Source organism: Sphingomonas hankookensis (assembly GCF_001619955.1).
Classification (GTDB): Bacteria; Pseudomonadota; Alphaproteobacteria; order Sphingomonadales; family Sphingomonadaceae; genus Sphingomonas; species Sphingomonas hankookensis_A.
The window spans coordinates 19,732-44,264 of sequence record NZ_LQQO01000008.1; the positions used below are offsets into that span (position 1 = coordinate 19,732).

Annotated in this window: 23 protein-coding genes; 9 read left to right on the forward strand and 14 right to left on the reverse strand. The window is 67.3% G+C overall.

Translation table 11 applies throughout. The features are described 5' to 3' along the window. Window positions 1-117 precede the first annotated feature (117 nt). Complete coding sequence (locus AVT10_RS06075) at window positions 118-516, forward strand: hypothetical protein (RefSeq protein ID WP_066689400.1); 399 nt, start codon at window positions 118-120, stop codon at window positions 514-516. After that, window positions 516-2,189, forward strand: coding sequence for a glycosyl hydrolase family 28-related protein (locus tag AVT10_RS06080; protein WP_066689401.1), 1,674 nt, complete (start codon window positions 516-518; stop codon window positions 2,187-2,189). The genes AVT10_RS06075 and AVT10_RS06080 overlap by 1 nt, the downstream gene beginning before the upstream one ends. On the opposite strand, the gene AVT10_RS17705 is transcribed toward AVT10_RS06080, so the two are convergent. After that, window positions 2,092-3,087: a glycosyltransferase gene (locus tag AVT10_RS17705; protein ID WP_232307896.1), complete on the reverse strand. Its 996-nt coding sequence runs from the start codon at window positions 3,085-3,087 to the stop codon at window positions 2,092-2,094. The genes AVT10_RS06080 and AVT10_RS17705 overlap by 98 nt on opposite strands. Window positions 3,088-3,245: 158 nt before the next feature. Here AVT10_RS17705 and AVT10_RS06085 point away from each other — a divergent pair, with 158 nt between their 5' ends. Genes AVT10_RS06085 through AVT10_RS18130 form a run of 4 tightly spaced genes read left to right on the forward strand, consistent with a single transcriptional unit; the run spans window position 3,246 to window position 5,102 of the window. Further along, window positions 3,246-3,791, forward strand: a complete 546-nt coding sequence (locus AVT10_RS06085) for a hypothetical protein (protein ID WP_232307897.1) — start codon at window positions 3,246-3,248, stop codon at window positions 3,789-3,791. Beyond that, window positions 3,788-4,195, forward strand: coding sequence for a hypothetical protein (locus AVT10_RS06090; RefSeq protein ID WP_066689402.1), 408 nt, complete (start codon window positions 3,788-3,790; stop codon window positions 4,193-4,195). The genes AVT10_RS06085 and AVT10_RS06090 overlap by 4 nt, the downstream gene beginning before the upstream one ends. 44 nt (window positions 4,196-4,239) lie before the next feature. Continuing rightward, window positions 4,240-4,704, forward strand: coding sequence for an N-acetylmuramoyl-L-alanine amidase (locus AVT10_RS06095; RefSeq protein ID WP_066689403.1), 465 nt, complete (start codon window positions 4,240-4,242; stop codon window positions 4,702-4,704). Further along, window positions 4,701-5,102 carry a hypothetical protein gene (locus tag AVT10_RS18130; RefSeq protein WP_066689404.1) on the forward strand — a complete coding sequence of 134 codons (402 nt, stop codon included), beginning with the start codon at window positions 4,701-4,703 and terminating at the stop codon, window positions 5,100-5,102. The genes AVT10_RS06095 and AVT10_RS18130 overlap by 4 nt, the downstream gene beginning before the upstream one ends. A gap of 147 nt (window positions 5,103-5,249) precedes the next feature. On the opposite strand, the gene AVT10_RS06105 is transcribed toward AVT10_RS18130, so the two are convergent. Next, the gene (locus AVT10_RS06105) at window positions 5,250-5,432 is read right to left on the reverse strand and encodes a hypothetical protein (RefSeq protein ID WP_066689405.1); all 183 of its coding nucleotides are present in this window, start codon (window positions 5,430-5,432) and stop codon (window positions 5,250-5,252) included. A gap of 43 nt (window positions 5,433-5,475) precedes the next feature. On the opposite strand from AVT10_RS06105, the gene AVT10_RS06110 reads away from it, so the two are divergent. Then, entirely contained in the window at window positions 5,476-5,742 is a 267-nt protein-coding gene (locus tag AVT10_RS06110) for a hypothetical protein (RefSeq protein ID WP_066689406.1), read from the forward strand. A 98-nt stretch (window positions 5,743-5,840) separates the two neighbouring features. Here the strand turns inward: AVT10_RS06110 and AVT10_RS06115 are convergent, their stop codons facing one another. Both AVT10_RS06115 and AVT10_RS06120 read right to left on the reverse strand, forming a co-directional pair. Further along, a complete protein-coding gene (locus AVT10_RS06115; RefSeq protein WP_066689407.1) occupies window positions 5,841-6,089 on the reverse strand; it encodes a hypothetical protein in 249 nt (82 codons plus the stop codon). Between the two features lie 332 nt (window positions 6,090-6,421). Next, window positions 6,422-6,838, reverse strand: a complete 417-nt coding sequence (locus AVT10_RS06120) for a hypothetical protein (protein WP_066689408.1) — start codon at window positions 6,836-6,838, stop codon at window positions 6,422-6,424. A gap of 253 nt (window positions 6,839-7,091) precedes the next feature. On the opposite strand from AVT10_RS06120, the gene AVT10_RS06125 reads away from it, so the two are divergent. Further along, entirely contained in the window at window positions 7,092-7,703 is a 612-nt protein-coding gene (locus AVT10_RS06125) for a CC0125/CC1285 family lipoprotein (protein ID WP_232307899.1), read from the forward strand. 377 nt (window positions 7,704-8,080) lie between these two features. On the opposite strand, the gene secA is transcribed toward AVT10_RS06125, so the two are convergent. The 3 genes from secA to AVT10_RS06140 form a co-directional block, all read right to left on the reverse strand. Beyond that, window positions 8,081-10,828, reverse strand: a complete 2,748-nt coding sequence (secA, locus tag AVT10_RS06130) for a preprotein translocase subunit SecA (RefSeq protein WP_066689410.1) — start codon at window positions 10,826-10,828, stop codon at window positions 8,081-8,083. 89 nt (window positions 10,829-10,917) lie between these two features. Continuing rightward, entirely contained in the window at window positions 10,918-11,172 is a 255-nt protein-coding gene (locus tag AVT10_RS06135) for a hypothetical protein (RefSeq protein WP_157092695.1), read from the reverse strand. Window positions 11,173-11,268: 96 nt separating this feature from the next. Beyond that, window positions 11,269-11,535, reverse strand: coding sequence for an energy transducer TonB (locus tag AVT10_RS06140; protein ID WP_066689412.1), 267 nt, complete (start codon window positions 11,533-11,535; stop codon window positions 11,269-11,271). Between the two features lie 152 nt (window positions 11,536-11,687). Between AVT10_RS06140 and argJ the strand changes: the two genes are divergently transcribed. Continuing rightward, window positions 11,688-12,914 (forward strand): bifunctional glutamate N-acetyltransferase/amino-acid acetyltransferase ArgJ, encoded by a 1,227-nt coding sequence (argJ, locus tag AVT10_RS06145; protein WP_066689413.1) that lies wholly within the window; start codon window positions 11,688-11,690, stop codon window positions 12,912-12,914. A 301-nt stretch (window positions 12,915-13,215) separates the two neighbouring features. On the opposite strand, the gene trxA is transcribed toward argJ, so the two are convergent. Genes trxA through AVT10_RS06180 form a run of 7 tightly spaced genes read right to left on the reverse strand, consistent with a single transcriptional unit; the run spans window position 13,216 to window position 24,445 of the window. Continuing rightward, the gene (trxA, locus tag AVT10_RS06150) at window positions 13,216-13,539 is read right to left on the reverse strand and encodes a thioredoxin (RefSeq protein WP_055760313.1); all 324 of its coding nucleotides are present in this window, start codon (window positions 13,537-13,539) and stop codon (window positions 13,216-13,218) included. A 47-nt stretch (window positions 13,540-13,586) separates the two neighbouring features. Beyond that, window positions 13,587-17,015, reverse strand: a complete 3,429-nt coding sequence (gene addA, locus AVT10_RS06155) for a double-strand break repair helicase AddA (RefSeq protein ID WP_066689414.1) — start codon at window positions 17,013-17,015, stop codon at window positions 13,587-13,589. Then, window positions 17,002-19,971 (reverse strand): double-strand break repair protein AddB, encoded by a 2,970-nt coding sequence (gene addB, locus AVT10_RS06160; protein WP_066689415.1) that lies wholly within the window; start codon window positions 19,969-19,971, stop codon window positions 17,002-17,004. The genes addA and addB overlap by 14 nt, the downstream gene beginning before the upstream one ends. After that, window positions 19,964-20,719: a nucleotidyltransferase family protein gene (locus tag AVT10_RS06165; protein ID WP_066689416.1), complete on the reverse strand. Its 756-nt coding sequence runs from the start codon at window positions 20,717-20,719 to the stop codon at window positions 19,964-19,966. The genes addB and AVT10_RS06165 overlap by 8 nt, the downstream gene beginning before the upstream one ends. Next, window positions 20,716-21,687 (reverse strand): aminoglycoside phosphotransferase family protein, encoded by a 972-nt coding sequence (locus tag AVT10_RS06170; protein WP_066689417.1) that lies wholly within the window; start codon window positions 21,685-21,687, stop codon window positions 20,716-20,718. Before AVT10_RS06170 ends, AVT10_RS06165 begins: the two co-directional genes overlap by 4 nt. After that, on the reverse strand, window positions 21,672-22,112 hold the full coding sequence (gene tsaE / locus AVT10_RS06175; RefSeq protein ID WP_066689418.1) for a tRNA (adenosine(37)-N6)-threonylcarbamoyltransferase complex ATPase subunit type 1 TsaE: 441 nt from the start codon (window positions 22,110-22,112) through the stop codon (window positions 21,672-21,674). Before tsaE ends, AVT10_RS06170 begins: the two co-directional genes overlap by 16 nt. Further along, entirely contained in the window at window positions 22,112-24,445 is a 2,334-nt protein-coding gene (locus AVT10_RS06180) for a sensor histidine kinase (protein ID WP_066689506.1), read from the reverse strand. Before AVT10_RS06180 ends, tsaE begins: the two co-directional genes overlap by 1 nt. Window positions 24,446-24,533 lie beyond the last annotated feature (88 nt).

The following is a 24,533-nucleotide window of genomic DNA, read 5'->3' on the forward strand; positions in this document are numbered from 1 at the left end:
GGGAACTGACCGTTGATCTGACGCTGCCAGCCATCACGGCACTGGCCAGCTATTCGTTCGACAACTGGCTGCTGCGCCTTAACTGACCGAAATGGAGATTGCCATGGGAACGCAGGCATGAAGCCGGCGCGCGAAGATCTGCGTGCGTATCGCTGGGCGCCGATGGTCGAGCTATTCCCATTCGAGGGGCTGGACATGACCGGGGCCTCCTTCGCAATGGAGGTTCGCCTGTACCCCGATGCGCCGGGCGCTGCGCTTGTGGCGCTCAGCAATGCCGCGTCGAACGCGCAGGGCATTTCGCTGGACGTCGAATGGGACGGAGAACTGCCGACCAGCATCGTGCAAATCCGCATCAATGAGACGACCTTGGAAGGGCTTTTGCCATTCCCAGCCAATGGCACCGAGCCGGGCGACGAAATCAGTCTCGCCTACGACCTGCACATCACCATGCCTGACTTCGGCAAGCGACGGTGGGTCGAAGGCGCTTTCATCATCGTACCAGGAGCGACCCACTAATGGCCGGACCCTTCCGCTTCGACGGCGCACGCGTCATCAAGATCGACGGCGCTGACACCCTTGCTCCTCTCGTTGCCCGTGCGCGCCGCGCGGAAAGCGGGGCTGTCGCAGCAGCCACGCTGGCGAGCGGGGAGGCCGATCGGGCCGATCTGGCTGCGTCGGGCGCCGTTGCGGCGTCCAATCTGTTCCCAACGGTCGCTGCCGGCCTCGCCGCGACCGCGGAAGGCGGGTTCTTCACGGTCGTCGGTGACGGGGCGTCGACCTACGCCATCCTGTATCGCGAGGTATCTGGCGCTGCGATCGAGCAGGCGCGCTATGCCAGCAAGGCGGCGTATGAAGGGCCGGGCGGGGCGGGGCTGATTGGGTATCGGGGTCGTACCGTTCAACAGAAGTTGGACGACACCATCTCGGTGCGGGACGGGCGATTCGCTGGGGGCGCAAAAGGCGACGCTGTCACCGACGATACCGAGGCTTTGGCAGCTGCTTTCGCTTTCGCTATGCAGACGGGCGCTAGGGTCTACTTCCCGCGCGGAATCTATCAGACCAATCCGATTACACTCGACGTGCCATCCGGTTTGCCTTTGCACATTTTTGGCGATGGCAAGGATATTTCGGTGATCCGTAAGCGCGCGAACAGTGATGAGCCTGCGTTGACCATCACAACAGACGAGGTGGACAATTATACGGTGCTAGAGGATTTGCGCATCGATAACGGTTTTCGTGACACGGTCGGTGTAGGCATCCGCTTCGTCAATACCGCCCGGATGTCGTTGAACCGAGTGAATGTGCGCGGGTTTGGTCTAGGGCTCGATAATGTCGGCGGCCTGATTTGGCTGGCTAACGATGTCACGCTGCGCGGTAACGCTAGGGGCTTCCGTACGCGCGCAAGCGATGCCAGTATATATTCGAACTTGATCAAATTCACTGGTGGTGAAATTCGCGGTAGCGCACTCGCCGTTGATATCGACCAAGCAAATGGCGTGGTGTTCGACACCGTGGACTTCGAGTCCAACGGTACGCCGGCTGATTGGACAAGCGGTGTTGTGAAGCTTGGCGCCGCCATGGCGCAGGAAGTCGGCGATGCTATCGTTACCTTCAACAATTGCTGGTTTGAAGGCAACAAAGGAACGGCCGTCTTTGGGTCTGCTGCTAATACAGAAATTGCTATGAATGGATGTGTCTTTCTCGCGAACGAACGCTCCGTCAATATAACCGGGCTAGCGAGTGTGTTGCTTATGGGTGTGCGGGCGCCAGAACAGAACGTCATGTTCCGTATTCAAGCGGCGCGCAGCGTGATCGTCGGCGGCTCTATTGGTAGTATTGAGGACACCTCGACGCATCGGGCATACGATACGGTAACGGCGACCGGCGACTTCACTGGCACCAGGACTAGTTTCCGTCTCAGTCATTCGGTGTCGGTGCCAACCGCGAACGATTGTATCTTCGCGCGCGACGTTGACCTGCTCCCGGGCGGCGACACCGACGCGTCTAGCATCTATAAATACGGGACGAAGCCGTTCTCAATTCGCTTCGCCGGCGGTCCGATGATTTCAGCATCCGATGGAAAGCTTGGGTTCAGCGGGAAAGCGCCCATTCCCGTTGCGTTTCTTCACCCGGCCGCGTCTGTGGCAGACGTTGTCGCTCATCTGAAGGCTCTTGGTCTCGCTGGATGACGCGCCAGAATGCGTAGGCGGCGTCGTCCCAATCTTTTGGCAACGCCGCCAGTTGTGTCGACCAATCAGGTGTCCAGCCATCATCAAGGCGACTTTTCAGATGGCGCAATGCCACCACAAGAGCTTCCGGACAAAGCGGATCGAAATAGATGCCCGCTGCACCGCATAGCTCGCGGGCGTAGGGGCGGTCGGCTGCTACAATCGGCATGCCGATAGTCATCGCCTCTACGAGCGGCAAACCGTAGCTTTCTGTAAACGATGGAAAAACCAACGCATCTGCCGCCGAGTACATCGCCGCGACATCTCCAGAAGGTCGCTCGCCATCGAGCGTTGTTGCGATGTCTTCGACAAGGCCATGCGATCCCGCCAGTTGCATAGCAGAAGTGAGAATTGCGTGGTTTTTGTGCGGATAAGGCGCAGCTGGGTAGCAGAGGCGTAGCTTTCCGCCTCGCCATTCTCGGCGCGTCGTGCCGTCGACGCATGCGGTCGGTTGCCGAGCTATCGATATCTTCCCGCGGGTCGTAGGGTAATGCTCTTCGATGGCTGCCCGCATGTGTTCGGTCTGCACGATTAAAGCATCGGCGAACCTGATATTGCGCTTGAAAAGGTAGCGGGAGACAAGGTTCTTGATCTGCTGGGGGCGGCTTGGCGTTTCCGAATTTGGGATGAGATGCGCGTTCTGCACGAACACGACCTGCTTACCAGAATAGCGTAGAGGGATATCCCCCAACACCAGTAGGGTGCCTGTGCGGGCGTCCTGTCTAAGACAGGATAGGAGCCGAAGAAGCGGACGGGGAATGGCCGAATGTTGAGTTCGCGTGATCTCGATATCACCGGCGATCCGCTGCAATGCTGGTAGCAGATGTTCTGCTAATCGCCGTGCGCCGAGGCCGAGCACGTTAGAAGCATCCACCTGAAGCATTCCCCGATTCTGCGCCGCAAAGCCTTACGTCGCAAGGGGTGAGACACGCCGCTGCGCCCCGGTAGCGAACAATTGTCAATCGAAAGGACTGGTGCCATGACCACGCTCAACCGCGCGCGCGGGAGCGCGTCCGCATGACCCTGCTCGCCCAGGCGAAAAGCTACGCTGCTAAAGCCGTTGCAAGCGGCCCAGCGACCGTCGCGCCGCCCAGCTTCGATGGACAAGGCTGGTTGGTCGTCGTCAATTTGGCGATGATGACCGCCGCCTTCGTGCTGGCGCTGATGATGACCGTCGATCTGGTGCGGCACATATGGCGGCGGCGGCGCTGCGACCGGCCGAGCCATCCGGTGACGGTATGGCGCGGTATGGTGCTGTGCTTCGCGACCGGGATCGGGCTGCGCAGCGGCGGCGCGGCGGTCGTGCTGTGGGGGTGGAACCCCTTGCGGCCCGATGACACGGGCGCGCTGCTGTTGTTGCAGCGGATGATCGATCCGGTCGCGGTCGCGTTCGGCCTGACCGGGCTGGCCATCGCTTATCTGTCAGCGCCGGGCGTCGTGTACCAGCTACGCCGCAAGCCCCACCCGCTCGATTTCTGGACGAAGCTGCCGCTGCTGTGGCGGCCCGCGGCGATCGTCGGCCTGTCGGTGGCGGCGGCCATCGGCGTGGTGGCGACGCGATGATCGGGCGGCTGTTGGCGACGGCGGGGGCCGTGGTGCCGGTCGCGACGGTCGCGGCAATGGACAAGGGGGCGACGGTGCAGGCTTCGGTCCCAACCATCTGGCATTTCCTGGGCTACCCGTTCGAAGCGGGAAGCATGATCGCGGCGCTGTGCGCCTGCATCGCCGTCCGCTTCTACGTCGTCCAGACGGAGCGGAAAGCACATCGCTGGACCGTCGACGTGCCGGTGTCGGTGCTGTCGCTGCTGTTTACCGCCGGGTTGGTCATTTCGCAGCGGCCGGAGCCGTTGTGGGCGCTTATGACCGGCACCGGGATCGGCGCGCTGGGGGCCGGCATCATCTCGATCGCGCTGACGTGGGTGCAGCGCGCCACCGGCCCGTTCGCGCCCGACGCGAAGCCGGATTGATCCTCGCCGCCGGGTAGGCGGCATCTTCGAAAGGCAAGGTCAAAATGACGACGGCAACCCCGGCGTGGCGCGCAGCCGCGTCCGCGCCGATCGCGCGCGCGATCACTTCGATCGCGGTCCATTGCACCGCGACCCGCGAGGGTCAGCCCTTCCACGTCGCGGACGTGCGGGCATGGCACAAGGCGCAAGGGTGGAGCGACATCGGCTATCACTTCCTCGTTGCGCTGGATGGCTCAATCGAGATCGGCCGCGCCAAGGCACTGGTCGGCGCGCACGTCGCAGGCCACAACGCGAACAGCGTCGGCATCGTCTATGTCGGCGGCGTTGCTGCGGACGGTAAGACGCCCAAGGACACCCGCACGACAGCACAGAAGGCGGCAATGGTCGACCTGCTGCGGACACTAAAGCAGACCCATCCCGGCGCGGTCATCAAGGGCCATCGGGACTATCCCAAGGTAGCGAAGGCCTGCCCGAGCTTCGACGCCAAAGGCGAGTACGCGCGGCTATGACCGCGCTCCGCCCCTACCTCGCTATCGTCGGCGCCGTCGTGGCGGTGGCGTTGCTCGCCGCCGCCTACATCGCCGGCAGGCGCGACGGACGTGCTATCGCCGACGGTAAGCAGGCAGCGGTCGAGAAGGCGGTGAAGGCCGAGCGCGACAAGCGCGAAGCTCTCGTTGCCGCGTCCGAGGCGGCCGGCGCTGCCAAGGAAACCGACCGCCAAGAGAAGGTCCGGGAGATCTACCGTGAAACGAACACCATCACCGAACGCCCTGTGTATCGCAATCTGTGCGTCGATGCTGACGGGGTGCGGCTCGTCGAGCGCGCTACGGCCATCGCCAACGGCAACGATCCCGGCGCATCTCCTGTCACGCCCGGCGACCCTGCCCCAGCCGCGCCGCAGCGCTGACGGCGGGCAGGACGGCGCGGCCGCGCTAGGGTCGCAGCTGGACGTGCTGGACGTGGCAGGAGGTATTCGCGCCCAGCTTGTTCGACTGCAATGCGCCGTGCTTGCAGCTGCCGGCCAGCCGTTGCGGGCGGACTGCCCGCATTAGCGTCAGTGTTCGAGTGCCAGCGCCGCGCTAACTGCCATCTCGCGGAACTTGCCCTGCCAAGTCGGGCCGGCCTCGCTCCACGGCGTTGGGGTCTCGAACTCGCCCATTCGGCTGTCCCACAGCTTTTCAGCCAGAAACTCGATGAGCGCGTCCCGATCGTTCGCAGTGCAGAGGCGGCAGGCCATATCGAATCATTGCCTTCGTGTTCTCGTTGCGTTCCATACGAGCATGCGCAGGCATGAACGAGTCATCATCGAACTGGCAGTTGCCGTTCTACGCGCCGGCGTTGCGGAGAGCGACAAGCGACGCGTCGACACGCCAGCGGTGCGGCTGGCGTTGCGCTGCCTCCTACCGTACTGCCGGGAGCGCTGGCCGCTCGTATCCTATTGGGAGGGCGGGGCCGGCGGTCACGAGATCGGCAGGGCGCAGACCGTGACCGCCGCATTCAACGGCATCGTCCGCCAGTTGCGGCAGTCCGGCGCATGGCGGGAATGAGTGCCTACCTCAAAACAGGCGAGCCACTCCGGCGACCAAACCCGCGAGCATCATCGCGGCAACGATGGTAGCCTCGACATGCAACCGGCTGTGCAGCCTCATTGATCGCCGCCGGCTGGCGCCCATGGGTCTCTCGCCCCCAACCGACGCTCGTCCACCTGGAAGTGCTGGGCCAGCACCAGCCGGTCCGTCTCGTCCAGCCACTCCGGCGTGCCCCGGTGTACGAACTGCTGCAGGTAGGCGACGTTGCGGCCGATCAGCCGCGACAGGGCGGACAGGCTCTCGCCCCGTTCGGCGGCCAGAGCGACCAGTGTAGCACGGACCTCGGCGGGCGTTGCGGTGGTCAAGCATGAGCCTCCCCGTGCGCGCCGACCCTGACCATTCCCTGCCCTCTCCGGCCGCTTTCCATGGCCTCAATCGTTGCCCATTGGCGAGCCTTTGTCGAGCGTTGCAGACGCCGATTCGCGCGCAGCTTTCGACGCCAGCCGCCATTTTGACAAATCCAGTGCCCTTGAGGGGCGGCAACGGCGGGTAGAAGCGTGAACATGTGCACACGCGCATTGAAAACGCACGATTTACGCTCGACTGTTAATCGAGCGGCCGTAGGTTCGAATCCTACTCAGGGAGCCAGCGACACCCCCGGAAATTGTTGGATTTTCCCTTCCGGGGGCGGGCCCGTTTACGGCCGTCGCGGCATCGCGCTGCTTTGCGGGCGACAGCCGAATGCCTGGAACATATCGGCCAGATCGTCCCGTCGCGGGGTAGCGCGCAACAGCTCGCCTTCGATCACCGCACAGCGCCGGTCATTATCCCGCGCCATCGTTCGCGCCGCGAAGAACAGCTGCCCGGCGAACAGCACCGTCATCGCCGCCGTCCCGAAAAACGCGCCGCGCGCCACCTGTCGCACCACCGCGCTATGCGCCCGGTGCGAACGCTCCAGCGTCAGGATGACCAGAAAGGCGCAGACGCCGCAGCGGGCGAGCGCGACGGCATCGGCATAGCGGATCAGCGGCGCGCTGAACCACGCCAGCGCGAGCAACCCGATGCCATAGCCCCAATAGATGCGTCCGATATCGTCGTTCGTGCTATCGGCCATTCCTGCCCCCGCATCGCGTCCCGAAGGCAGCGTATCGACAACCACCCGCGAACGCGACCCCAGCCCGGCCTCGTCTTGTGGCGGCGGCAGCCCGCCCTGTATGCAATGCGAACAGGTCATCGTTCAGCCGCCGCTAATCTCAACTCGTGCACGGTCCGTCGGTCCGTCCCACGGACCCGAACCGGCGACCGTTCGTTGAAATGGCAGGAAGACACGCCATCGGTCGGGAACCATGGCGGCATTGGAGAAACTGATGTTGCTGCACCCTATGTCCCGTGCCCGCCTTCGCGCGATCGGCGCCACCTTGGTCGGGGCGCTCGCGCTCGCGGCCTGCGCCACGCCTACCCCCTATCAGCCCGCGTCGGGTTCGGGCTTCTATCGCAATGGCTATAGCGACCAGCAGATCGAGCCGAACCGCTACCAGGTCAGCTTTTCGGGCAACAGCCTGACGTCGCGCGAGACGGTCGAGCGGTATCTGCTGTACCGCGCCGCGCAGCTGACGCTGGAGCGCGGCTATGACTATTTCATCATGGCCGATCGCGACACCAATCTGCGTAGCCGGACCTATTCGACGCCGGGTGTCGGTGGCTTCGGCGGATGGGGTGCGGGCTTTGGCTGGGGCGGCTGGGGCCCGGCATGGCGCTATCGCAGTCCGGCGTTCGGCTGGCGTACCTGGGACCCGTTCTGGGGCGATCCGTTCTTCGACCGCTCGGTCGATATCCGCACCGTCGACAAGTATGAGGCGATGGCGGAAATCGTGCTGGGTCGCGGTCCGAAGCCCGCCAACAATGTCCGCGCCTTCGACGCCCGCGCGGTGTTGCAGAGCCTGGGGCCGAGCGTGATGGAGCCGGAACCGCGCCGGTAACGTAAGCTACCGGCTGAATGCGGAAAGGCCGCCGTTCCTGATGGGGAGCGGCGGCCTTTTTCGTTGTGCCCGTATCATGTCGCTCCAACTCAAGCTGGGGACAGTTGCGATACTAGCGGCGCCACCAGCCGTCATCGTCACCCCGGACTTGATCCGGGGTCCCGCTTCTTTGCCGGCGTGGAAGAAAAAGAAGCGGGACCCCGGGTCAAGCCCGGGGTGACCGGGGGGAGCGTTGGGTCACCAACAGACGACCGGGACTTCGCCTAGCTGACAAACGTATCCCCGCGCAGGCGGGGATCCAGAGCCGCAAGCGCCATCGCCCGTAACCCTGGATCCCCGCCTGCGCGGGGATACGTCTTTCGCGGTCGAGGTAGTGGTTACGCCACCAGCGCGCCGTGGCAGTGCTTGTACTTGCGGCCCGACCCGCACGGGCACGGCGCGTTGCGGCTGACCCGGCCTTCCCAGCTGGCGGGATCGTCGCCCAGATCCTCGTCGGGCTGCGGTGCGGCCATCTGCAGCATCGGCACGCGGGTGGTGATGAGGCCCGGCGTGCCCTCCCCGCCCCAGCTGTCGTCCTCGCCGGTCAGCGGGTCGATGTGCATCGTCAGGAAATCGGGCAGCTCGGGCAGTTCGGGCGGAACCTGGAAATTGAAGTTGGCGTGGGCCATCGTGCGGGTCACGTCCTCGCGGATGCTGCCGAGCATCCGTTCGAACAGCGCGAACGCCTCCTGCTTATATTCGTTGATCGGCGTCTTCTGGGCATAGGCGCGCAGGTGGATGACAGCACGCAGCGCGTCGAGCATCGCCAGATGCTCCTTCCAATGATGGTCGAGCGTCTGGAGCAGGATCGACTTTTCGATCTGCGTCCAGCTTTCCGGGTCCAGTTCGGCCGACTTGGCCTCAACCAGCGCATCGGCTTCGGCGCGGATGCGCTCTTCGAGGGTTTCGGCGTCCAGCCCGTCCTCGTTCGCGATCCATTCCGCGACCGGCGCGTCGACGCCCAGCAGCTCCTGCGCCTGTTCGCGCAGCCCCTCGACATTCCACTGTTCGGGATAGCTGTCGGGCGGCACCGCGTCGCCGACGATGGTGTTGACGACCGCGTGGCGCATGTCGACCACGACATCGCCCACTGCATCGGCGTCCATGATGTCGGCGCGCTGTTCGTAGATGACCTTGCGCTGGTCGTTCATCACGTCGTCATATTCGACGACCTGCTTGCGCACGTCATAGTTGCGCGCCTCGACCTTCTTCTGCGCGGTTTCGATCGCGCGGCTCAGCCACTTGCTGCCGATCGCCTCGCCATCCTCGATATTGTTGCGCATCATCTTGGCGAACAGCGTGTCCGGTCCGAAGATGCGCAACAGGTCGTCGTCGAGGCAGAGATAGAAGCGCGACAGGCCCGGATCGCCCTGACGCCCCGAACGGCCGCGCAGCTGGTTGTCGATGCGGCGGCTTTCATGGCGTTCGGTGCCGAGCACGAACAGGCCGCCGGCGTCCAAGACCTTCTGCTTTTCCTCGACGATCTCCGCCCGGATGCGCGCGGCGGCGGCGTCATATTCGCTCGTCCCCTCGACCAGGTCCGGATGTTCGTCGAGCATCCGGAATTCGAGGTTGCCGCCCAGCTGAATGTCGGTGCCGCGACCGGCCATGTTGGTGGCGATCGTGACCGCGCCCAGCCGCCCCGCCTGCGCCACGATATGCGCTTCGGATTCATGATAGCGGGCGTTCAGGACCTTGTGATCGACGCCTTCCTGGGTGAGGAATTCGGACAGCAGTTCCGACTTCTCGATCGAGACCGTGCCGACCAGCACCGGTTGCCCCTGCGACGCATGTTCGCGGATCTTCTTCGCAATGGCGCGGAACTTGTCGTCCAGCGTCTTGTAGAATTCGTCCTCTTCGTCGACGCGGCGCACCGGCACGTTGGTCGGGATCGACACGACGTTCATCTTGTAGATGTCGAAGAATTCCGGCGCCTCGGTCGCGGCCGTGCCGGTCATGCCCGACAGCTTCGGATACATGCGGAAATAATTCTGGAAGGTGATCGAGGCGAGCGTCTGGTTCTCCGGCTCGATCGTCACGCCTTCCTTGGCTTCGGCGGCCTGGTGCAGGCCGTCCGACCAGCGGCGGCCGTCCATCATGCGGCCGGTGAATTCGTCGATGATGACGACCTTGCCGTCCTTCACGATGTAGTCGGTGTCGCGCTTGAACATCACGTTCGCGCGCAGCGCCTGGTTCACGTGATGCACGACCTGCGTATTCTCAAAGTCGTAGAGGTTAGCGCCGACCAGCAGGCCGGCATCCTCCAGCATCCGTTCGACCTTTTCGGTGCCGTCCTCGGTCAGGACGATCGACTTCTGCTTCTCGTCCTTCTCGTAATCGTCCGGCGACAGGCGCTTCACGATCTCGTCGACCGAACGGTACAGGTCCGACTTGTCGTCGGTCGGGCCGGAGATGATGAGCGGGGTGCGGGCTTCGTCGATCAGGATCGAGTCGACTTCATCGACGATCGCGAAGTTGAACGGCCGCTGCGTCATCGACGCGCGGTCGAACTTCATATTGTCGCGCAGATAGTCGAAGCCGAATTCGTTGTTGGTGCCATAGGTGATGTCGGCGGCATAGGCTTCGCGCCGCTGGTGATCGGCGATGTTCGGCACGATCACGCCGGTGGTGAGGCCGAGGAAGCCGTACACCTGCCCCATCTGTGCCGCGTCGCGCCGCGCCAGATAGTCGTTGACGGTGACGACATGGACGCCTTCGCCCGGCAGCGCGTTCAGATAGCAGGCGAGCGTCGCGACCAGCGTCTTGCCCTCACCGGTGCGCATCTCGGCGATCTCGCCCCGGTGCAGCACGATGCCGCCGACCATCTGCACGTCGAAATGGCGCATGCCGAGCACGCGGCGCGCGGCTTCGCGAACGGTCGCGAAGGCTTCGGGCAGCAGCGAGTCGAGCTTGGCGCCGTTCGCCAGTTGCTCGCGGAACTTCGGGGTCTGCGCGGCCAGTTCCGCGTCGGACATGGCGGTCAACGTGGGTTCGAAGCCGTTGATCTTGTCGACGATCGACCCGAGCGACTTGACGTAACGGTCGTTGGACGACCCGAACAGCGATTTGGCGAGGCCACCGAACATGGGCGAATTTCCTTGAAACTACGGGAAGCGCGCCGCGATGCGTTCGCCGGCTGCGCTGGAATAAGGGGTCGGACGGGCGCGGGTGCGCGCTATTCGTGGGTGCGCAGCGTGCGTGCGCGGACCGCGACATGGGGCGCGGGCGTCAGGAACAGCGGATGCGGATCGCGTACCAACGGCTGTAGCGGACGGGCGGTCGCGGCCGATCCGGCCTCCACCACGGCGACCGCGATCTGCCCGGCAACGGCCTGCGCCTGTGCGACCTGCCGCGCATTCGCGACTCCCACGCCGGGCAGCAGGCCGGTCAGGCCCGTCAGCAGCGCGGAGAGGAACAGCAGCAAACGCAAGCGATACGTCCAGACGGTTTGGTTTCGCGACAGGATGCCGGCCGCAGTCGCGCGAGACATAGGGAATGGGTGGCCCGGCGTCCAGACGCGGTCGATCTACTTGTCGGAAGAGCGGCCCGGCAATTTCCACCGCATCTCACGCTGCCAAACGCCCGCTACGGCCTTTCCATCCGCGTCACGCGCCGGCTTGAATCGCAACCGCGTCACCAGTCCGCGACAGGTCGCCTGATCCAACGAAGCGCCGGCCGACTCGAGGATACGGCACCCTTCAACCCTTCCCCGCCGGTCGACATCGATCGCGAACTTCACGACACCTTCTTCGCCCCGCCGAAGCGCCACCTCCGGATAATCGTCGCCGGTCAACCATGTGGCGGCACCGATCCTTTCGGGTGGTGTCTGTGCGCAAACCCCGCCACCCCAACAAAGCGTTGCAACCGCCGCGCCCATGCGTAGGAACCGTCGCATTGCCACCCCCTGCCCCGAACCCGGCGCAGGCTAGACCGGACCCTGCGACCATGTCGACTGCCACATCCCCGCTCGCCACGCCGTTTCCCGCGCTGCCGCCGATCGGAGGCGTGACGCTGCGCGTCGCGCGGGCGCGGTACAAGAATTGGGACCGGTGCGACCTGACCTTCGTGACGCTGGCCGAGGGGACGGCGGTCGCCGGCGTACTGACCAACAGCAAATGCCCCTCGCCCGAGGTGGAATGGTGCCGTCGCGCGCTGGTGCTGGGCCGGGCGCGGGCGCTGGTGGTCAATGCCGGCAACTCCAACGCCTTTACCGGCGACCGGGGCCGTGCCGCGGTCGAAGCGATCGCGGCGCGCACCGCGCAGGCGATGGCATGCCAGCCGTCCGACGTGTTCGTCGCCTCGACCGGCGTGATCGGCGTGCCGCTGCCGATCGACAAGGCAGAAGCGGGCCTCGACGCCGCGTTCGTCGCCGAATCCTGTGGCTGGGAAGCGGTGGCCGAGACGATCGGCACGACCGACACCTTTACCAAGGGTGCGTTCACCACCGCCAGGATCGGCGACCGGACGGTCAAGCTGTCGGGCGTGATCAAGGGGTCGGGCATGATCGCGCCGGACATGGCGACGATGCTCGGCTTCATCTTCACCGATGCGGCGGTCGATCCGGCGTTCCTGCAAAGCGCGCTGGAGGCGGCCAACCGCCAGACCTTTTCGTGCATCACGGTCGATGGCGATACCTCGACCAGCGACACCGTGTTGGCCTTTGCCACCGGGGCGGCGGGGAATGCGCCGATCGCGTCGTTCGATGATGACGGGGCCGATGCGTTCGCGGCGGCGCTGCATGACCTGTGCCGGCAACTGGCGCATCTGGTGGTACGCGACGGCGAAGGCGCGACCAAGTTCATCGCCATTACCGTCGAAGGGGCCGAGAGCGACGGCAGCGCGCACCGCATCGCGATGAGCATCGCCAATTCGCCCTTGGTGAAGACTGCCATCGCGGGCGAAGATGCGAATTGGGGCCGTGTCGTCATGGCGGTCGGCAAGGCGGGCGAACCGGCCGAGCGTGACAAGCTGTCGATCCGGTTCGGCACGACGCAGGTCGCCGAAGGCGGGCTGGCGGTAGCCGGTTACGACGAAGCGCCGGTAGCGGCGCATCTGAAGGGTCAGGAGGTCGAGATCGGCGTCGACCTGCATCTGGGTGAAGGCCGCGCGACGGTGTGGACCTGCGACCTGACGCACGGCTATATTTCGATCAACGCCGATTATCGGAGCTGAGGGGCGACGGAAGGCCGCTTTCGTCCCGTTGAACCTCGCGTCATCCCGGCGGAGGCCGGGATCTGTGGCGGATAGCGCGGGACAGGAGTCAGTCGATGCCTCAGCCTCCGCTGGGGCGACGGTTGTGGCAGGGATGCCTGGGGATGTTGACGCCCCGCACATAACCGTCACCCCGGACTTGATCCGGGGTCACGCTTCTTCTCACGGCTCAGTCGAGGAAGAAGAAGCGGGAACCCGGGTCAAGCCCGGGGCGACGATAGGTATTCCGGTCAGCGGCGGCGATGGTCCGCCGCCGGCGGCATCAGCCCAGTTCACCCTCGAGCCACGCCTTCAGCTGGCTCTTCGGCCGCGCGCCGAGCAGGTCGGCGACCGGCTGGCCGTTCTTGAACAGCTTCAGCAGCGGGATCGACTGGACGCCCATCGACCCGGCGGTGTCGGGGTTGGCCATGATGTCGACCTTGGCGATCGTCACCTTGTCGCCCAGTTCGTCGGCGATTTCTTCCAGCGCCGGAGCGATCATCTTGCACGGGCCGCACCAGTCCGCCCAGAAATCGACCAGCACCGGCTTGTCGGATTGCAGCACGTCGGCGGAAAAGCTGGCGTCGGTAACGGTCTTGGTCGGCATGATAATCTCCTTCTTGCGCCAGTATCTATGATCGGGGGGCCGGCACCTCAAGCTGTGCGGGGCAAGCTTTGTTCCCCCGCCCCCAAGCCGGGCTTGTGCGCGTCGAGCAGTTCGCCGGGCAGGACGAACAGGCGCGGACCGGCGGTGTAGAGCAACGCCGCCTCTACCGCGTGGTCGGGAAAGATGACGCGCAGTGCGGCGGCATAGGCCGCCATCTGCCGCAGGTGATAGACCGGAATGTCCTCGACCGTGTCGGGCACGCGGCGGCCGGTCTTGAAGTCGACCACGCGCACCGTGTCGCTGCCGACGCACAGCCGGTCGACCGTGCCGGCGACGACCTGCGTGCCAACGACCGCTGCGATCGGCGCTTCGGCCAGCGCGTCGGGGCCGAACAAGTCGGCAAAGGCCGGATCGTCGAGCACCGCCATCGCGTCGCGCGTCACCCGGCGACGGAGGGCGGCATCCTCGACGCCCGCCGCGCCGGCCAGCCAGCGTCCGGCGGCATTGGCGCGCTCGTGGCGTGGCAGTTCGGGAAGGCGTTCGAACAGCTGGTGGAGCAGCCTGCCCCGCTCCGCTGCCGCGCGCATCGTCGCGGTGGGCGGCGGATCGGACACCTCGTCCTCGCCCACTGCCGACGGGGCGAGCGGGCGCGGCGGGCGGGCCTCGGCGGGGGCCGGCGCGCGGAGCCAGGCGGGCGCCGATGCGGCGGCGGCCGGTGCGGTTGCCGACCGTGCCCTGACGGCGATCGGGGGTTGCGGCGTCAGGCCGGTGAACAGCCGGTCACCGTCCTCGCTCCCCGGCACCCCAAGCGCATCGAAAGCGGCGGCGGCGGCGCTGTACCAGCTGAGCGCCGGCGGAATGCCCTTGCACTTCGGTGATGGCGCGCCGGCGATGACCAGCCGCTCCTCGGCACGGGTCGCCGCGACGTAGAAGAGCCGCCAATGCTCCTCCAACTCGCGGCGGTCGCTGGCGGCAAAGGCGCCGTCGACCGGGGTGCCCGCCTCGCTGCCACGCGGGCGGAACAGCGGGAAGGCTGCGCCGTCATGGCTTTCGGGTGCCCATTGGACGACCCCGCGCCGGCTGTTCTCCGGATCGATCGCGGCATCGGCCAGCAGCACCAGCGGCGCCTGCAACCCCTTCGACCCGTGCGCGGTCATCACCCGCACCGCGCCGCCCGAGCCGCCGGCGTCGCGCTTGATCTCCACCTCGCCCCGGTCGAACCATTCGACGAAACGTTGCAGCGACGATGTGGCGACGCTTTCGAACGACAAAGCGGCGTTGAGCAGCTCGTCGATCGGGTCGCGCGCCTCCTCCCCCAGCCGCGCGATCAGCTTGCGGCGGCCGTCCATCTCGCCCGACAACAGTTCCTCAAGGAAGCGATAGGGCGTCGCGAAATCGGCACGGCGCAGGATGCGCGACAGCGGTTCGACCACCTCGCTGTTCGTCCGGCGCAGATGCCGCCACAGGCTTCCGCTCTCGCGCAGTGCCCCTGCGAGCAGTTGCTCCTGCGTCCAGCCGATCAGCGGGGATACGAGCAGGCAGGCAAGGCTCAAATCGTCATCGGGTTGCAGCGCGAAGCGGATCGCGGCGAGCAAATCCTTGACCGCCAGCGGCGCATCGAGCCGCAGCCGGTCGACGCCCGCCACCGGCACCCCCTCCGCATAGAGCCGCGCGACGATCAGCGAGGCGAGGTCGCCGCGCCGCTTGACCAGCACCATGATGTCGCCGGGCTGAAGCATCCGCCCCTTGGATTCCAGCGGCAGCGTGCCGATCCAGCCGGCGATTTCGCGCGCGATCTTCGTCGCGATGACGCGGGTGACGTCGTCGATCCAGCCTTCCTCGGCATCGTCGGGCGTCTCGACCACGGTCGGTGCCCAGAGGGTGACGGTGCCGGGGCCGGGCACCTCGCTGTCATGGGTGTCGGGCGCGTCGATGCCCATGCCGGGGTCGGGCAAGGCGGCGATGGCGGCGTCGACGAATTCCAGCACCGGGCGCGTCGTGCGGAAGCTGTGGGTCAGCGACAACGTATCCAGCTCGCGCGCATCGCCGCGATAATCGTCGGGCAGTGCGGCACGGCGTTCGAAATCGACATGCGCCGCGCGGAAATAGATCGGGTCGGTGCCCTGGAAACCGAAGATCGCCTGCTTGTAGTCACCGACGACGAACAGCGTCCGCATCCCCGCCGTCCGCACCGCATCGCCGCTGAAGAATTCCTCGACCAGCGAACGGACGATCGCCCATTGCTGGGGATTGGTGTCCTGCGCCTCGTCGATCAGGACATGTTCGGTGGTCTGGTCGAGCTTGAAGCGGACCCAGTCGCCGATGCCCGGTTGCGCCAGCAGGTTCAGCGTCTCGCGGATCAGATCGTCGAAATCGACCGCGCCCGCCCGACGCTTGGCACGGACATAGGCGTCGGCATAAGCACGCCCCGCCTCCAGCGCGTCGGCCAGCGCATCGGCATAGCCCATGCGTGCGGCTTCCTCGATCAGCTCACCGGCACGGCCGCCGACCGCATAGGCCAGTTCGTCATAATCGGGTTCGGCGGCGACCAGTTTGGCCGACGCCTTGCGCAGCGTGTCCTCGGCCGTGAAGAAGATCTTGCGGATGTCGCGGACCCGCGCGGCGCGCTCGACCGGGCTGGCAGCCAGCCAGTCCATGATCGCGCCATGCGTCTTCTTGCCCGTCGCCGTGCCCCAGGCGAGGTTGGCGGCGGCCAGCCGTTCCAAGGCGTCGCAGTCGAATTCGTCGTCGCTGCACGCTTCCGCCAGCATTTCGTCGATCGGCATCGACGGCAGGTCCAGCGCACGGCGCAGGAACGGCTGAATGCCGCTCGGCAGTTCAGTCATCGCCTGCGGCCGCTTGGCACATTCGCGCAGGAAATTCTCGGCCGCGCCCTCGCCCATGCGCAGTGACATGGCGGCAATGGCATCGCCGATACGGCTCGACCCGGTGCGCTGTTCCTCGACCAGCAGTTCGGCCAGCGCCTCACGCGCCATGCCCGCTTCCTCGCGCGCCTCGAGCGGGCGGAAGCCGGGGACCAGCCCCGCCTCGACCGGGAAGCCGGCGAGCAGGCTCTGGCAGAATCCGTGGATCGTCTGGATACGCACGCCGCCGCCCGGCGCGTCGAGGACGCGGGCGAACAGGGTGCGGGCGCGGGCGAGCAGCGCCGGGTCGTTCACGTCCTCACCCAACGCAAACAGATCGGCCTTCAACTCGGCGGTCGGCAGGCGGACCCAGCGCGCCAATCGGCTGGCGACGCGTTCGGCCATTTCCGCCGCGCCCGCCTTGGTAAAGGTCAGGCACAGGATCGCGGCGGGATCGACCCCGCGCAGCAGCAGGCGAAACACCCGCGCCGACAGCACGTGCGTCTTGCCGGTGCCGGCCGACGCCGACAGCCAGACATGGCGATGCGGGTCGCTGGCCGCCGCCTGGTCGTTCTTCAACCGCTGGAGCGCGCGGACCTCACTCACGGCCATACCATTCGTCGCGGCGCATCAGCTGGTCGTAATCGGCATAGATGGCATATTCGGGCACCAGCTTGGCGGTAAAGGCTTCGTCGCCGGTCAGGAAGCGGGCGACCGCATCCTCGAAATGACGCAGCGCGGTGGCGACGAATTCCGCCGTAGCAATCTTGCCGCCGGTGCCGTTGGCGTTGACCGGGGTGGTGAACTTGCCGAAGCTGTCCTTGTCCTTGATCAGCGACCAATATTCGAACGCGCTTGCCGTGCCGCGCACCCCGGCGAAGCAGCCGCGTTCGGCCATCAAGCCCAGCAGCCCCAGTTGCAGACTGTAGCCGGCGGCCACCGCCTTGCCGCTCGGCGCCTTGCCGGTCTTATAGTCGATGATCGCGAGACTGCCGTCGGCGGCGCGATCGATCCGGTCGGCCTTGCCCGACAGTTCGACCCCGGCGATGGCGAGCTTGCCGTCGCATTCGACCGCCGCCACGTCGCGCCCCTCGGCCAGCTTCTGGTGCGTCAGCGACGCGACCCAGTCGATCGCCTCGCGCAGGCGCGGCACCCACAATGCCCGCAGCAGCGGATGGGTGCGCGGATCGTCGGACAGCGCCTGCAACCGGCGGCGCAGCTTCGCCGGGTCCAGCCCGTCCTCGCGCGCCCAGCGTTCGAGCACGCCGTGCACCGCCGTTCCCCGCCATGCGGCGGTCGCATCGGCATCGACCGCGTCCATCGGCGACAGGCGCAGCATCCGCCGCGCATAGAAGGCGTAAGGGTCGGCCTTCATGCGGTCGACCTCGGTCACCGAGATGCGGCGCGGGCGCTGTGCTACCGGCGGGCGCGGTGCGGGGCGCGCTGCGGCAGCAAAGGATGCGGGCCGGTCGATCGCCCGCGCCCAGTCGCGCAAATGCCCTGCACGCTCCAGATTGTCGTCCAGCGCCTGCAACCGCAGCCACAGCCGTGACGCGATGGTCGGCGCGGTCGCGTCGCGCGCCGCGCGGGTGAGCACCACGTCGGGCGCGCCCATCGCCCCGGCAAAATCATGCGCGGCAAGGCCGATACGGCGTTCGAGACCGGGCAGGCCCAGATCGGCGCGAATGCGCGGGGCAAGCCACGGATCGGGTGACGGCAGCGCCGGCCACACCCCTTCGTTCAGGCCGCCGAGGATCATCAGGTCGGCGGTCTGCAACCGCGCTTCGAGCAGGCCGAGAATGGCGAGGCGCGGATGCGCGCCCTGCGGCGGACGCACCGCCACTTCGTCCAGCAAGGTGCGCAGGAGCGCGGGCAGCACACGGGGATCGACCAAGGGCGGGCCGATCGCCGCCTGTTCCTCCAGCGCGGCGATCAGTTCGGCAGCGGCGCGGCCTTCGGGCCGACTCCACGCCGCGTCGCCCGCCAGCGTGGTCGCCGTCTCGCGCAGCACCCCCAGCAGGCGGACGAGCGGCTGCGGCCCGGATGCGAAGATGTCGGCGAGCGGCGTCAGCAGCGGACAGGCGATTTCCCAGAAGCCCGCCGCCGCCGCGCGGATCGCGGCATCGCGCGGCTCGCCCTCGCGCAGATGACGTTCGATCCCTGCCAAGCCCGGCGCCGGACGCGGGCCGCGCAACGCCCGGTCGAGCCGGCGCACACCATCGAGCCACAGCACCCGCTGTTCGGCGTCCCCGCTCTTCACCAACGGATGTTTCAGCAGCGACAGCAACGCGACCGGCGCGAACGCCTGCGCCGCCGCCTCGACCAACGCCAGCAGCAACGTACCGGGCGCGAGCAGCGACAGCGGCTGCCCGGCGGAATCGTCGACACTGACACCCCAGCGCGCCATGTGCGCCGCCACCCGTCGCGCGAGCATCCGGTCGGGAGTCACCAGCGCGGCGGTGCGGCCGGGCGTCTCCAACGCCTCGCGCAGCGCGACGGCGATCGCCTGCGCTTCCTCGGCCGGGGTCGCCAGTTCGACCATCCGCACACCGGACAGGCGCCGGTCGGCGGCGGGCACGTCGATCCAGTGGTGCGTCCGCTCGGCGGGACTGAGCGCGGTGGCAATGGCGCGGCTGCGCGTCGGGGTCGCGTCATGCTCGCTCGCCGCCTGCCAGCGGACGAATTCGTGGCGGTTGACGCCCATCCGGTCGAGCAGCAGCTTCAAATGATATTGTGGGTGCGTCTCGATCGACCGCTTGCGCCGGCCGGTGACGGGATCGGGCGCATGGGGGCCGAGCGACGCCCATTCGTCATCGTCCATCGCCAGGTCGAGGCCGGGCAGCACGACCATCCCGCGCGGCAGGCCGGCGACGCAGCGCTGGATGCGGGCGATCGCCGGCGCGTTGGTGGCGATGCCCGCCGCGCAGACGAACCCCTTGGGCGGATCGACCGCCCAGCGCGCGCACAGCCGCCCGAGCAGCCGGGTCCGCCGGTCGGCCAGATCGATCCGCCCCAGCGCCGCCAGTTCGCCGGGCCAGCGGTCGAGCACGATGCGGAACAGGTCGAGCGAGCGTTCCCAATGCGCCGACAATGTTTCGTCGAGGTCGAGGGTGCGCAGCCGTGCCGGATCGACCTCCTCGACCAGCAGCTGGTCGAGGGTCGCGGCAAGGTCACCGGCCAGTCGCACCGCCTCCGCCGCATCGACCGGACGCCCGGCGCGCTGGCGCTCCTCGGTCACCAGCCGGGCGAGGATCATCCGTCGGGCGAGCGGATCGATCGCGGGCGGGATCGGTTCCTGGTCGGCCGGATCGGCAAAGCTGCCGACGCCTTCGTCCAGTTCGGGGTCGCCGATCGCGACGAGGCGGGGGAGCAGCAACCCGCCGCCGCTGGCGCGCACGAACGCTTCCTGCACCGTCCGCTTGGCGCGGTTGGTCGGCACCAGAACCATGCCCTGCGCCAGCGCCAGCCGGTCGCCGCCGAACCGGCGGATCAGCCCGACCGCCAGCGCATCGGCAAATGCCCGATGGATCGGGATGGTATAGAGGCTGAGGCGCCGCCCCTCAGCCATCGGCGAGGACCGCCTCCGTCATCGCGATCGCGCCCGGCGTGCCGACATCGAACCACAGCCCCTGGTGCACCACGCCATAGGCGCGCCCGGCTTCGATCGCGCGGTTCCAGAACAAGTTGGTAGAAAACGCGCCTTCCGGCCAGTCGGCGATGACGCGCGGCGACAGGATCTGGACGCCGGTGAACACGAACGGCGCAAGCCGGCCGGGCTTGCGACGGCCGGTGATGCGGCCCATCGCGTCGATGTGGAAATCGCCCTGCCCGCGATGGCCGTGCGCCAGCGCCTGCGGCACCAGCAGCAGCAGCGCGTCCATCCGGTCGTCGTCCCACAAATTGCTGAGCAGCCGGATCGAGTCGACCGGGCCGTCGACCCACAGATTGTCCGAATTGACGCAGACGAACGGCTGGTCGCCGATCAGCTCGCGCGCCTGTACCAGCCCGCCGCCGGTCTCCAGCAGCTTCGCGCGTTCGTCGGACACCGCGACGTCGATGCCCTTCACACGGTGCTTGAGATGCGCTTCCATCGCATCGGCCAGGTAATGGACATTGACCACCGCGCGCTTGACCCCCGCCCCGCGCAACCGGTCGAACACGTGATCGATCAGCGGCTTGCCGGCGACCTCGACCAGCGGCTTGGGCCGCATCGCGGTCAGCGGGCGCATCCGCTTGCCCAGCCCCGCCGCCATCACCATCGCGGTTTCGGGCACCGTCGCTTGCGGATGGGGACGGATCGAACGGAGCGTGGTCATGCGAGTTCCTGCGGATCGCCGCGCTTGGGCGACGGGATGTTGAGATCGAACCAGCGCGCGACCCCGGCCAGCGCCGGATGGGTCAGGTCACGCTCCAGATAGCGCCACACGCGCGGACACAGCGCGCCATAGCGCGGCTTGCCGTCGCGCCGCCACAGCCGGGTGAAGATGCCGAGGATCTTCGCGTTCCGCTGCGCGCCGAACAGATGATAGGCGGCGTCGAACCCGTCGCCCACGCCGGTCGACTCCCGATAGCGGGCGAGCATCGACGCCTCGACCACCGCCGGCACATCGCGCCGCGCATCCTGCAACAGCGACACGAGGTCGTACGCCGGATGCCCGGCCAGCGCGTCCTGGAAATCGAGCAGCCCCAGCCGCGCATCGTCGAGCAGCATCAGATTTTCGGCGTGATAGTCGCGCAGCACGGTGACGACCGGCATGTCGGGCAGCGCGTCGAACGCCGCATTCCATGCCGCTACATAACCTTCGGTATCGACGGTGAGGCCCAGCGCGTCGCAATACCATTCGATCAGCAGGTTCGCCTCGCGCAGGATGAACGCGCGGTCGTAGGGAGGGACCGGGGCCGGCTCATGGCGTTGCAGGCGGAGCAGCTGGTCGACGGCGGCGGCATATAGCCGGCCTTCGCTTTCGGGTGCGGCGTCGACCGTCTCGCGCATCCGCATGTCGCCGAAATCCTCCAGCAGCATGAAGCCGGCAGCAGCATCGTCGGCCAGGATCGCGGGCGCGGCAAAGCCCCGTTCGCCCAGCCATGCCGCCATATGGGCGAACTTGCGCGTATCCTCGGGCGGCGGCGCGTCCATCAGCACCGCGCTGCGCCCCGCCTCGATCACGCGGTAGTAGCGGCGGAACGAGGCATCGACCGCCAAGGGCAATATCTGCGCTTCGCCCCAGCCGGCGTCAGTGAGGAACGGGACAGCCGCATCGCGCGGGTTCAGATCAGCGGCCATCGGCTTTCCCAAGCGTCCGGCACGCGCGCTGTCAAGCGCCGCCCGCCCGCTTCGTCGAACGCGAGGGTCAGCCAAAGGGCATCCGGCCAAGGATCGTCGCCCAGCCGTTCGGGCCATTCGACGAGCAGCAGCGCATCGTCCGCCTCGTCCAGTCCCAGTTCGAGCGCCTCGTCCGGTTCCTCGATCCGGTACAGATCGACGTGCAGGACGCTCAGGCGCACCTCCGGCGGATCATAGGGCTGGACGATCGCGAAGCTCGGCGAGGGCGCCTCCCCCGCCAGCCCCAGTGCCGCCAACACCCCGCGCGCGATACTCGTCTTGCCTGCGCCGAGCGGCCCCGACAGCGCGATCACGTCACCCGGCTGCACCACCGCCGCCAGCTTCGCCCCGAGCGCATGCGCCGCCGCTTCGTCCGGCAGATGCATCACGGCTCGCGCGGCAGGTCGATGGTGACCAGCGTGCCGACGCCCTTTTCGGACACCAGCTCGATCGTCCCGCCATGCGCCTCGACCGCCTGTCGGGCGAGCGGCAGGTCGAGGCTGAGCGCGCGTTCCCCGACCCGCGTCGCGCCGGCCTGGGCAAAGCGGTCGAACGCGCGCGCCACCGCGTCCTTGGACATGCCGGGACCGTCGTCCGACACCACGATCCGCGCCCGCTGCGCATCGCCGTCGACATGCAGCAGCACGCGCCCGCCCTGCCGCAACCCGCCGATGGCATGGTCGAGCAGATGGCCCACCGCCTGCCGCAACCGCCGCGCATCGCCCAGCATCACCCCGGCGGTCGGTGCGATCTCCACCGCCAGTTCGACGCCACGCGCCGTCGCCGCCGCCCGCGCCGCATCGGCAGCCTCGGTCGCGATCATCTTCAACGGCACCGTAGCGCGTGCGACCGGCGTGGTTTCGTTGGCGGTCAGGTCGAGCGTGTCGTCGATCAACCCGCCCAGCCGCTCGACCGATTCGAGGATCGCGTCGGTATAACGCGCGCCGTCCTGCGTCAGCTTGCCGGCATAGCCCGCCTGCAACATCTCGGCGAACCCCTTGATCGAGGTCAGCGGCGTGCGCAGTTCGTAGCTCATCGACGCGACGAACGCGGTCTTCACCCGGTCCGCCGCCTCCAGCGCCTCGTTGCGGTCGCGCAGCGCCTGTTCCATCCGCCGGCTGTCGGAGATGTCGAGCATGGTCAGCAGCGCGTTGCCATCGGGCAGCGGCACCGCGCCAAACTCATAATGCCGCCCATCGGCCATGGCGAAGCGGCCCGAACGCTGCATCCGCTGCTGCGTGGCGAAGCGGACCAGTTCGGGGATCAGCGCCGCCTTGCCGGGACTGGCGAGGCTGTCGGCGACCCGCTCAGCCAGCGCATCGACCCGCGGGTGGGAATCGAGGAACGCGTCGTCCAGCCCCCAGACCTGCCGGAACTTCGCGTTCCAGATCTGCAACCGCCCATCCGCCGCGAACACGCCCAGCGCCTCGAACAGATTGTCGAACGTCGCGGTGCGCACCCGCAGCAGCGTGTCGCGGGCGCTGGCGAGCTGCACCTGTTCGGTGCGATCCTCGAAGATCAGAAGTAACCCGCCTTCGGGCAGCGGTTGCGCCACGACGCGCAGATGGGTGCCGCCGGGCAGATGCCATTGTTCCTCGATCGCGCCCTCGGCCGCGCGGAACCAGTCGCGCCGCTCCGCCTTCCACCCCGGAAAGTCCCGGACTTCGGGAAGCCGCTTGGCCTCGCGCATCCGGTCGAGCACCCGGTCGAATTCGGGCCGGTCGGCCAGCCATTCGGGCTTCATCGCAAAGGTGCGGCCGAACGGCTGGTTGTAGAAGACGAGCGTACGATCCGGCGCGAATTGCGCCACGCCCGCCGACAGCCGGTCGAGCATCGCCCGCTGCGCCTCGCGGCTGCGCTTCAGCTTGCCGCGCGCTTCCTCGATCTCGTGCACGTCGATTGCGAAGCCGCCGGTCCCACCGTCGCGCAGCGGCATGTCGTGGACGCGCAGCATCCGCCGTTCGCCATTGATCGTCGCCGGCATCGCCGCGACCTGCGGCTGTCCGGTATCGCGCGCGATCGCCGCGCTGGCCAGCGGCCCGCCCATGCCGACGCCCTCGACCAGTTCGACCTGGCGCGCGATCACCTCTGCGGCATCGGCGGCATCGACCGCGCGGACATAGGCGGTGTTGACCATGGCCAGGCGCAGGCTGTCGTCGCGATACCACATCGGCATCGGTGCCGCCTCGATCAGGCTGGAGAGCGCTTCGAACGCCGCGCGATATTCCTCGGCCTCGGCGCCCAGCGTCGCGATCTCGTCATGGAATTCGGTCGCGTCGAAGAACCAGACCAGCACCCCGCCCGGCGTATTGAGGGCCGCCGGCGCCCGCTCGCCAATCGCGAACAACGACCGCGCCGAACCGGTCGCGCGCACGACGGTGCGGAACGGCTTGCCCCCGCGCAGTGCCGCGGTAATCGCATCGACCAGCCGGTCGGCACTGCCCGGCTCCAGCCCGCTATCGGCATTGCCCAGATCGGCCAGCGACGCCGGCATGTCGCTGCGCCCCAGCCGGTCGGCCAGCGGCTGGTCGAGCAGCAATCGCCCATCGGCCCGCACCACCATCGCCAGCGCCGGCGATGCGGACAGGGTGGCGTTCAGCGACGCGAACGACGCCGCATCCGCCGCCGCCCGCCGCCGTGCGGACAGGCCGGCATGCAGCATCCACGCGCTTGCCCCCACCAGCAGCGCCAGCACGACACCGGACAGGATGGCGGCCATCAGGCTGAGCGTAATCAAGCAAGCGCCTCGCGGGCAGACGAAGGAACGGCGGACATGGGCACGCCCCCTGCCTAGTCGTTAGCGCCCG

Bases quoted from the DNA above. Each gene is read 5' to 3' on its own strand.
- AVT10_RS06075 (WP_066689400.1), top strand. From the start codon at position 118: ATGAAGCCGGCGCGCGAAGATCTGCGTGCGTATCGCTGGGCGCCGATG.
- AVT10_RS06080 (WP_066689401.1), top strand. From the start codon at position 516: ATGGCCGGACCCTTCCGCTTCGACGGCGCACGCGTCATCAAGATCGAC.
- AVT10_RS06085 (WP_232307897.1), top strand. From the start codon at position 3,246: ATGACCCTGCTCGCCCAGGCGAAAAGCTACGCTGCTAAAGCCGTTGCA.
- AVT10_RS06090 (WP_066689402.1), top strand. From the start codon at position 3,788: ATGATCGGGCGGCTGTTGGCGACGGCGGGGGCCGTGGTGCCGGTCGCG.
- AVT10_RS06095 (WP_066689403.1), top strand. From the start codon at position 4,240: ATGACGACGGCAACCCCGGCGTGGCGCGCAGCCGCGTCCGCGCCGATC.
- AVT10_RS18130 (WP_066689404.1), top strand. From the start codon at position 4,701: ATGACCGCGCTCCGCCCCTACCTCGCTATCGTCGGCGCCGTCGTGGCG.
- AVT10_RS06105 (WP_066689405.1), bottom strand. From the start codon at position 5,432: ATGGCCTGCCGCCTCTGCACTGCGAACGATCGGGACGCGCTCATCGAG.
- AVT10_RS06110 (WP_066689406.1), top strand. From the start codon at position 5,476: ATGCGCAGGCATGAACGAGTCATCATCGAACTGGCAGTTGCCGTTCTA.
- AVT10_RS06120 (WP_066689408.1), bottom strand. From the start codon at position 6,838: ATGGCCGATAGCACGAACGACGATATCGGACGCATCTATTGGGGCTAT.
- AVT10_RS06125 (WP_232307899.1), top strand. From the start codon at position 7,092: ATGTTGCTGCACCCTATGTCCCGTGCCCGCCTTCGCGCGATCGGCGCC.
- secA (WP_066689410.1), bottom strand. From the start codon at position 10,828: ATGTTCGGTGGCCTCGCCAAATCGCTGTTCGGGTCGTCCAACGACCGT.
- argJ (WP_066689413.1), top strand. From the start codon at position 11,688: ATGTCGACTGCCACATCCCCGCTCGCCACGCCGTTTCCCGCGCTGCCG.
- trxA (WP_055760313.1), bottom strand. From the start codon at position 13,539: ATGCCGACCAAGACCGTTACCGACGCCAGCTTTTCCGCCGACGTGCTG.
- addA (WP_066689414.1), bottom strand. From the start codon at position 17,015: ATGGCCGTGAGTGAGGTCCGCGCGCTCCAGCGGTTGAAGAACGACCAG.
- addB (WP_066689415.1), bottom strand. From the start codon at position 19,971: ATGGCTGAGGGGCGGCGCCTCAGCCTCTATACCATCCCGATCCATCGG.
- AVT10_RS06165 (WP_066689416.1), bottom strand. From the start codon at position 20,719: ATGACCACGCTCCGTTCGATCCGTCCCCATCCGCAAGCGACGGTGCCC.
- AVT10_RS06170 (WP_066689417.1), bottom strand. From the start codon at position 21,687: ATGGCCGCTGATCTGAACCCGCGCGATGCGGCTGTCCCGTTCCTCACT.
- tsaE (WP_066689418.1), bottom strand. From the start codon at position 22,112: ATGCATCTGCCGGACGAAGCGGCGGCGCATGCGCTCGGGGCGAAGCTG.
- AVT10_RS06180 (WP_066689506.1), bottom strand. From the start codon at position 24,445: ATGGCCGCCATCCTGTCCGGTGTCGTGCTGGCGCTGCTGGTGGGGGCA.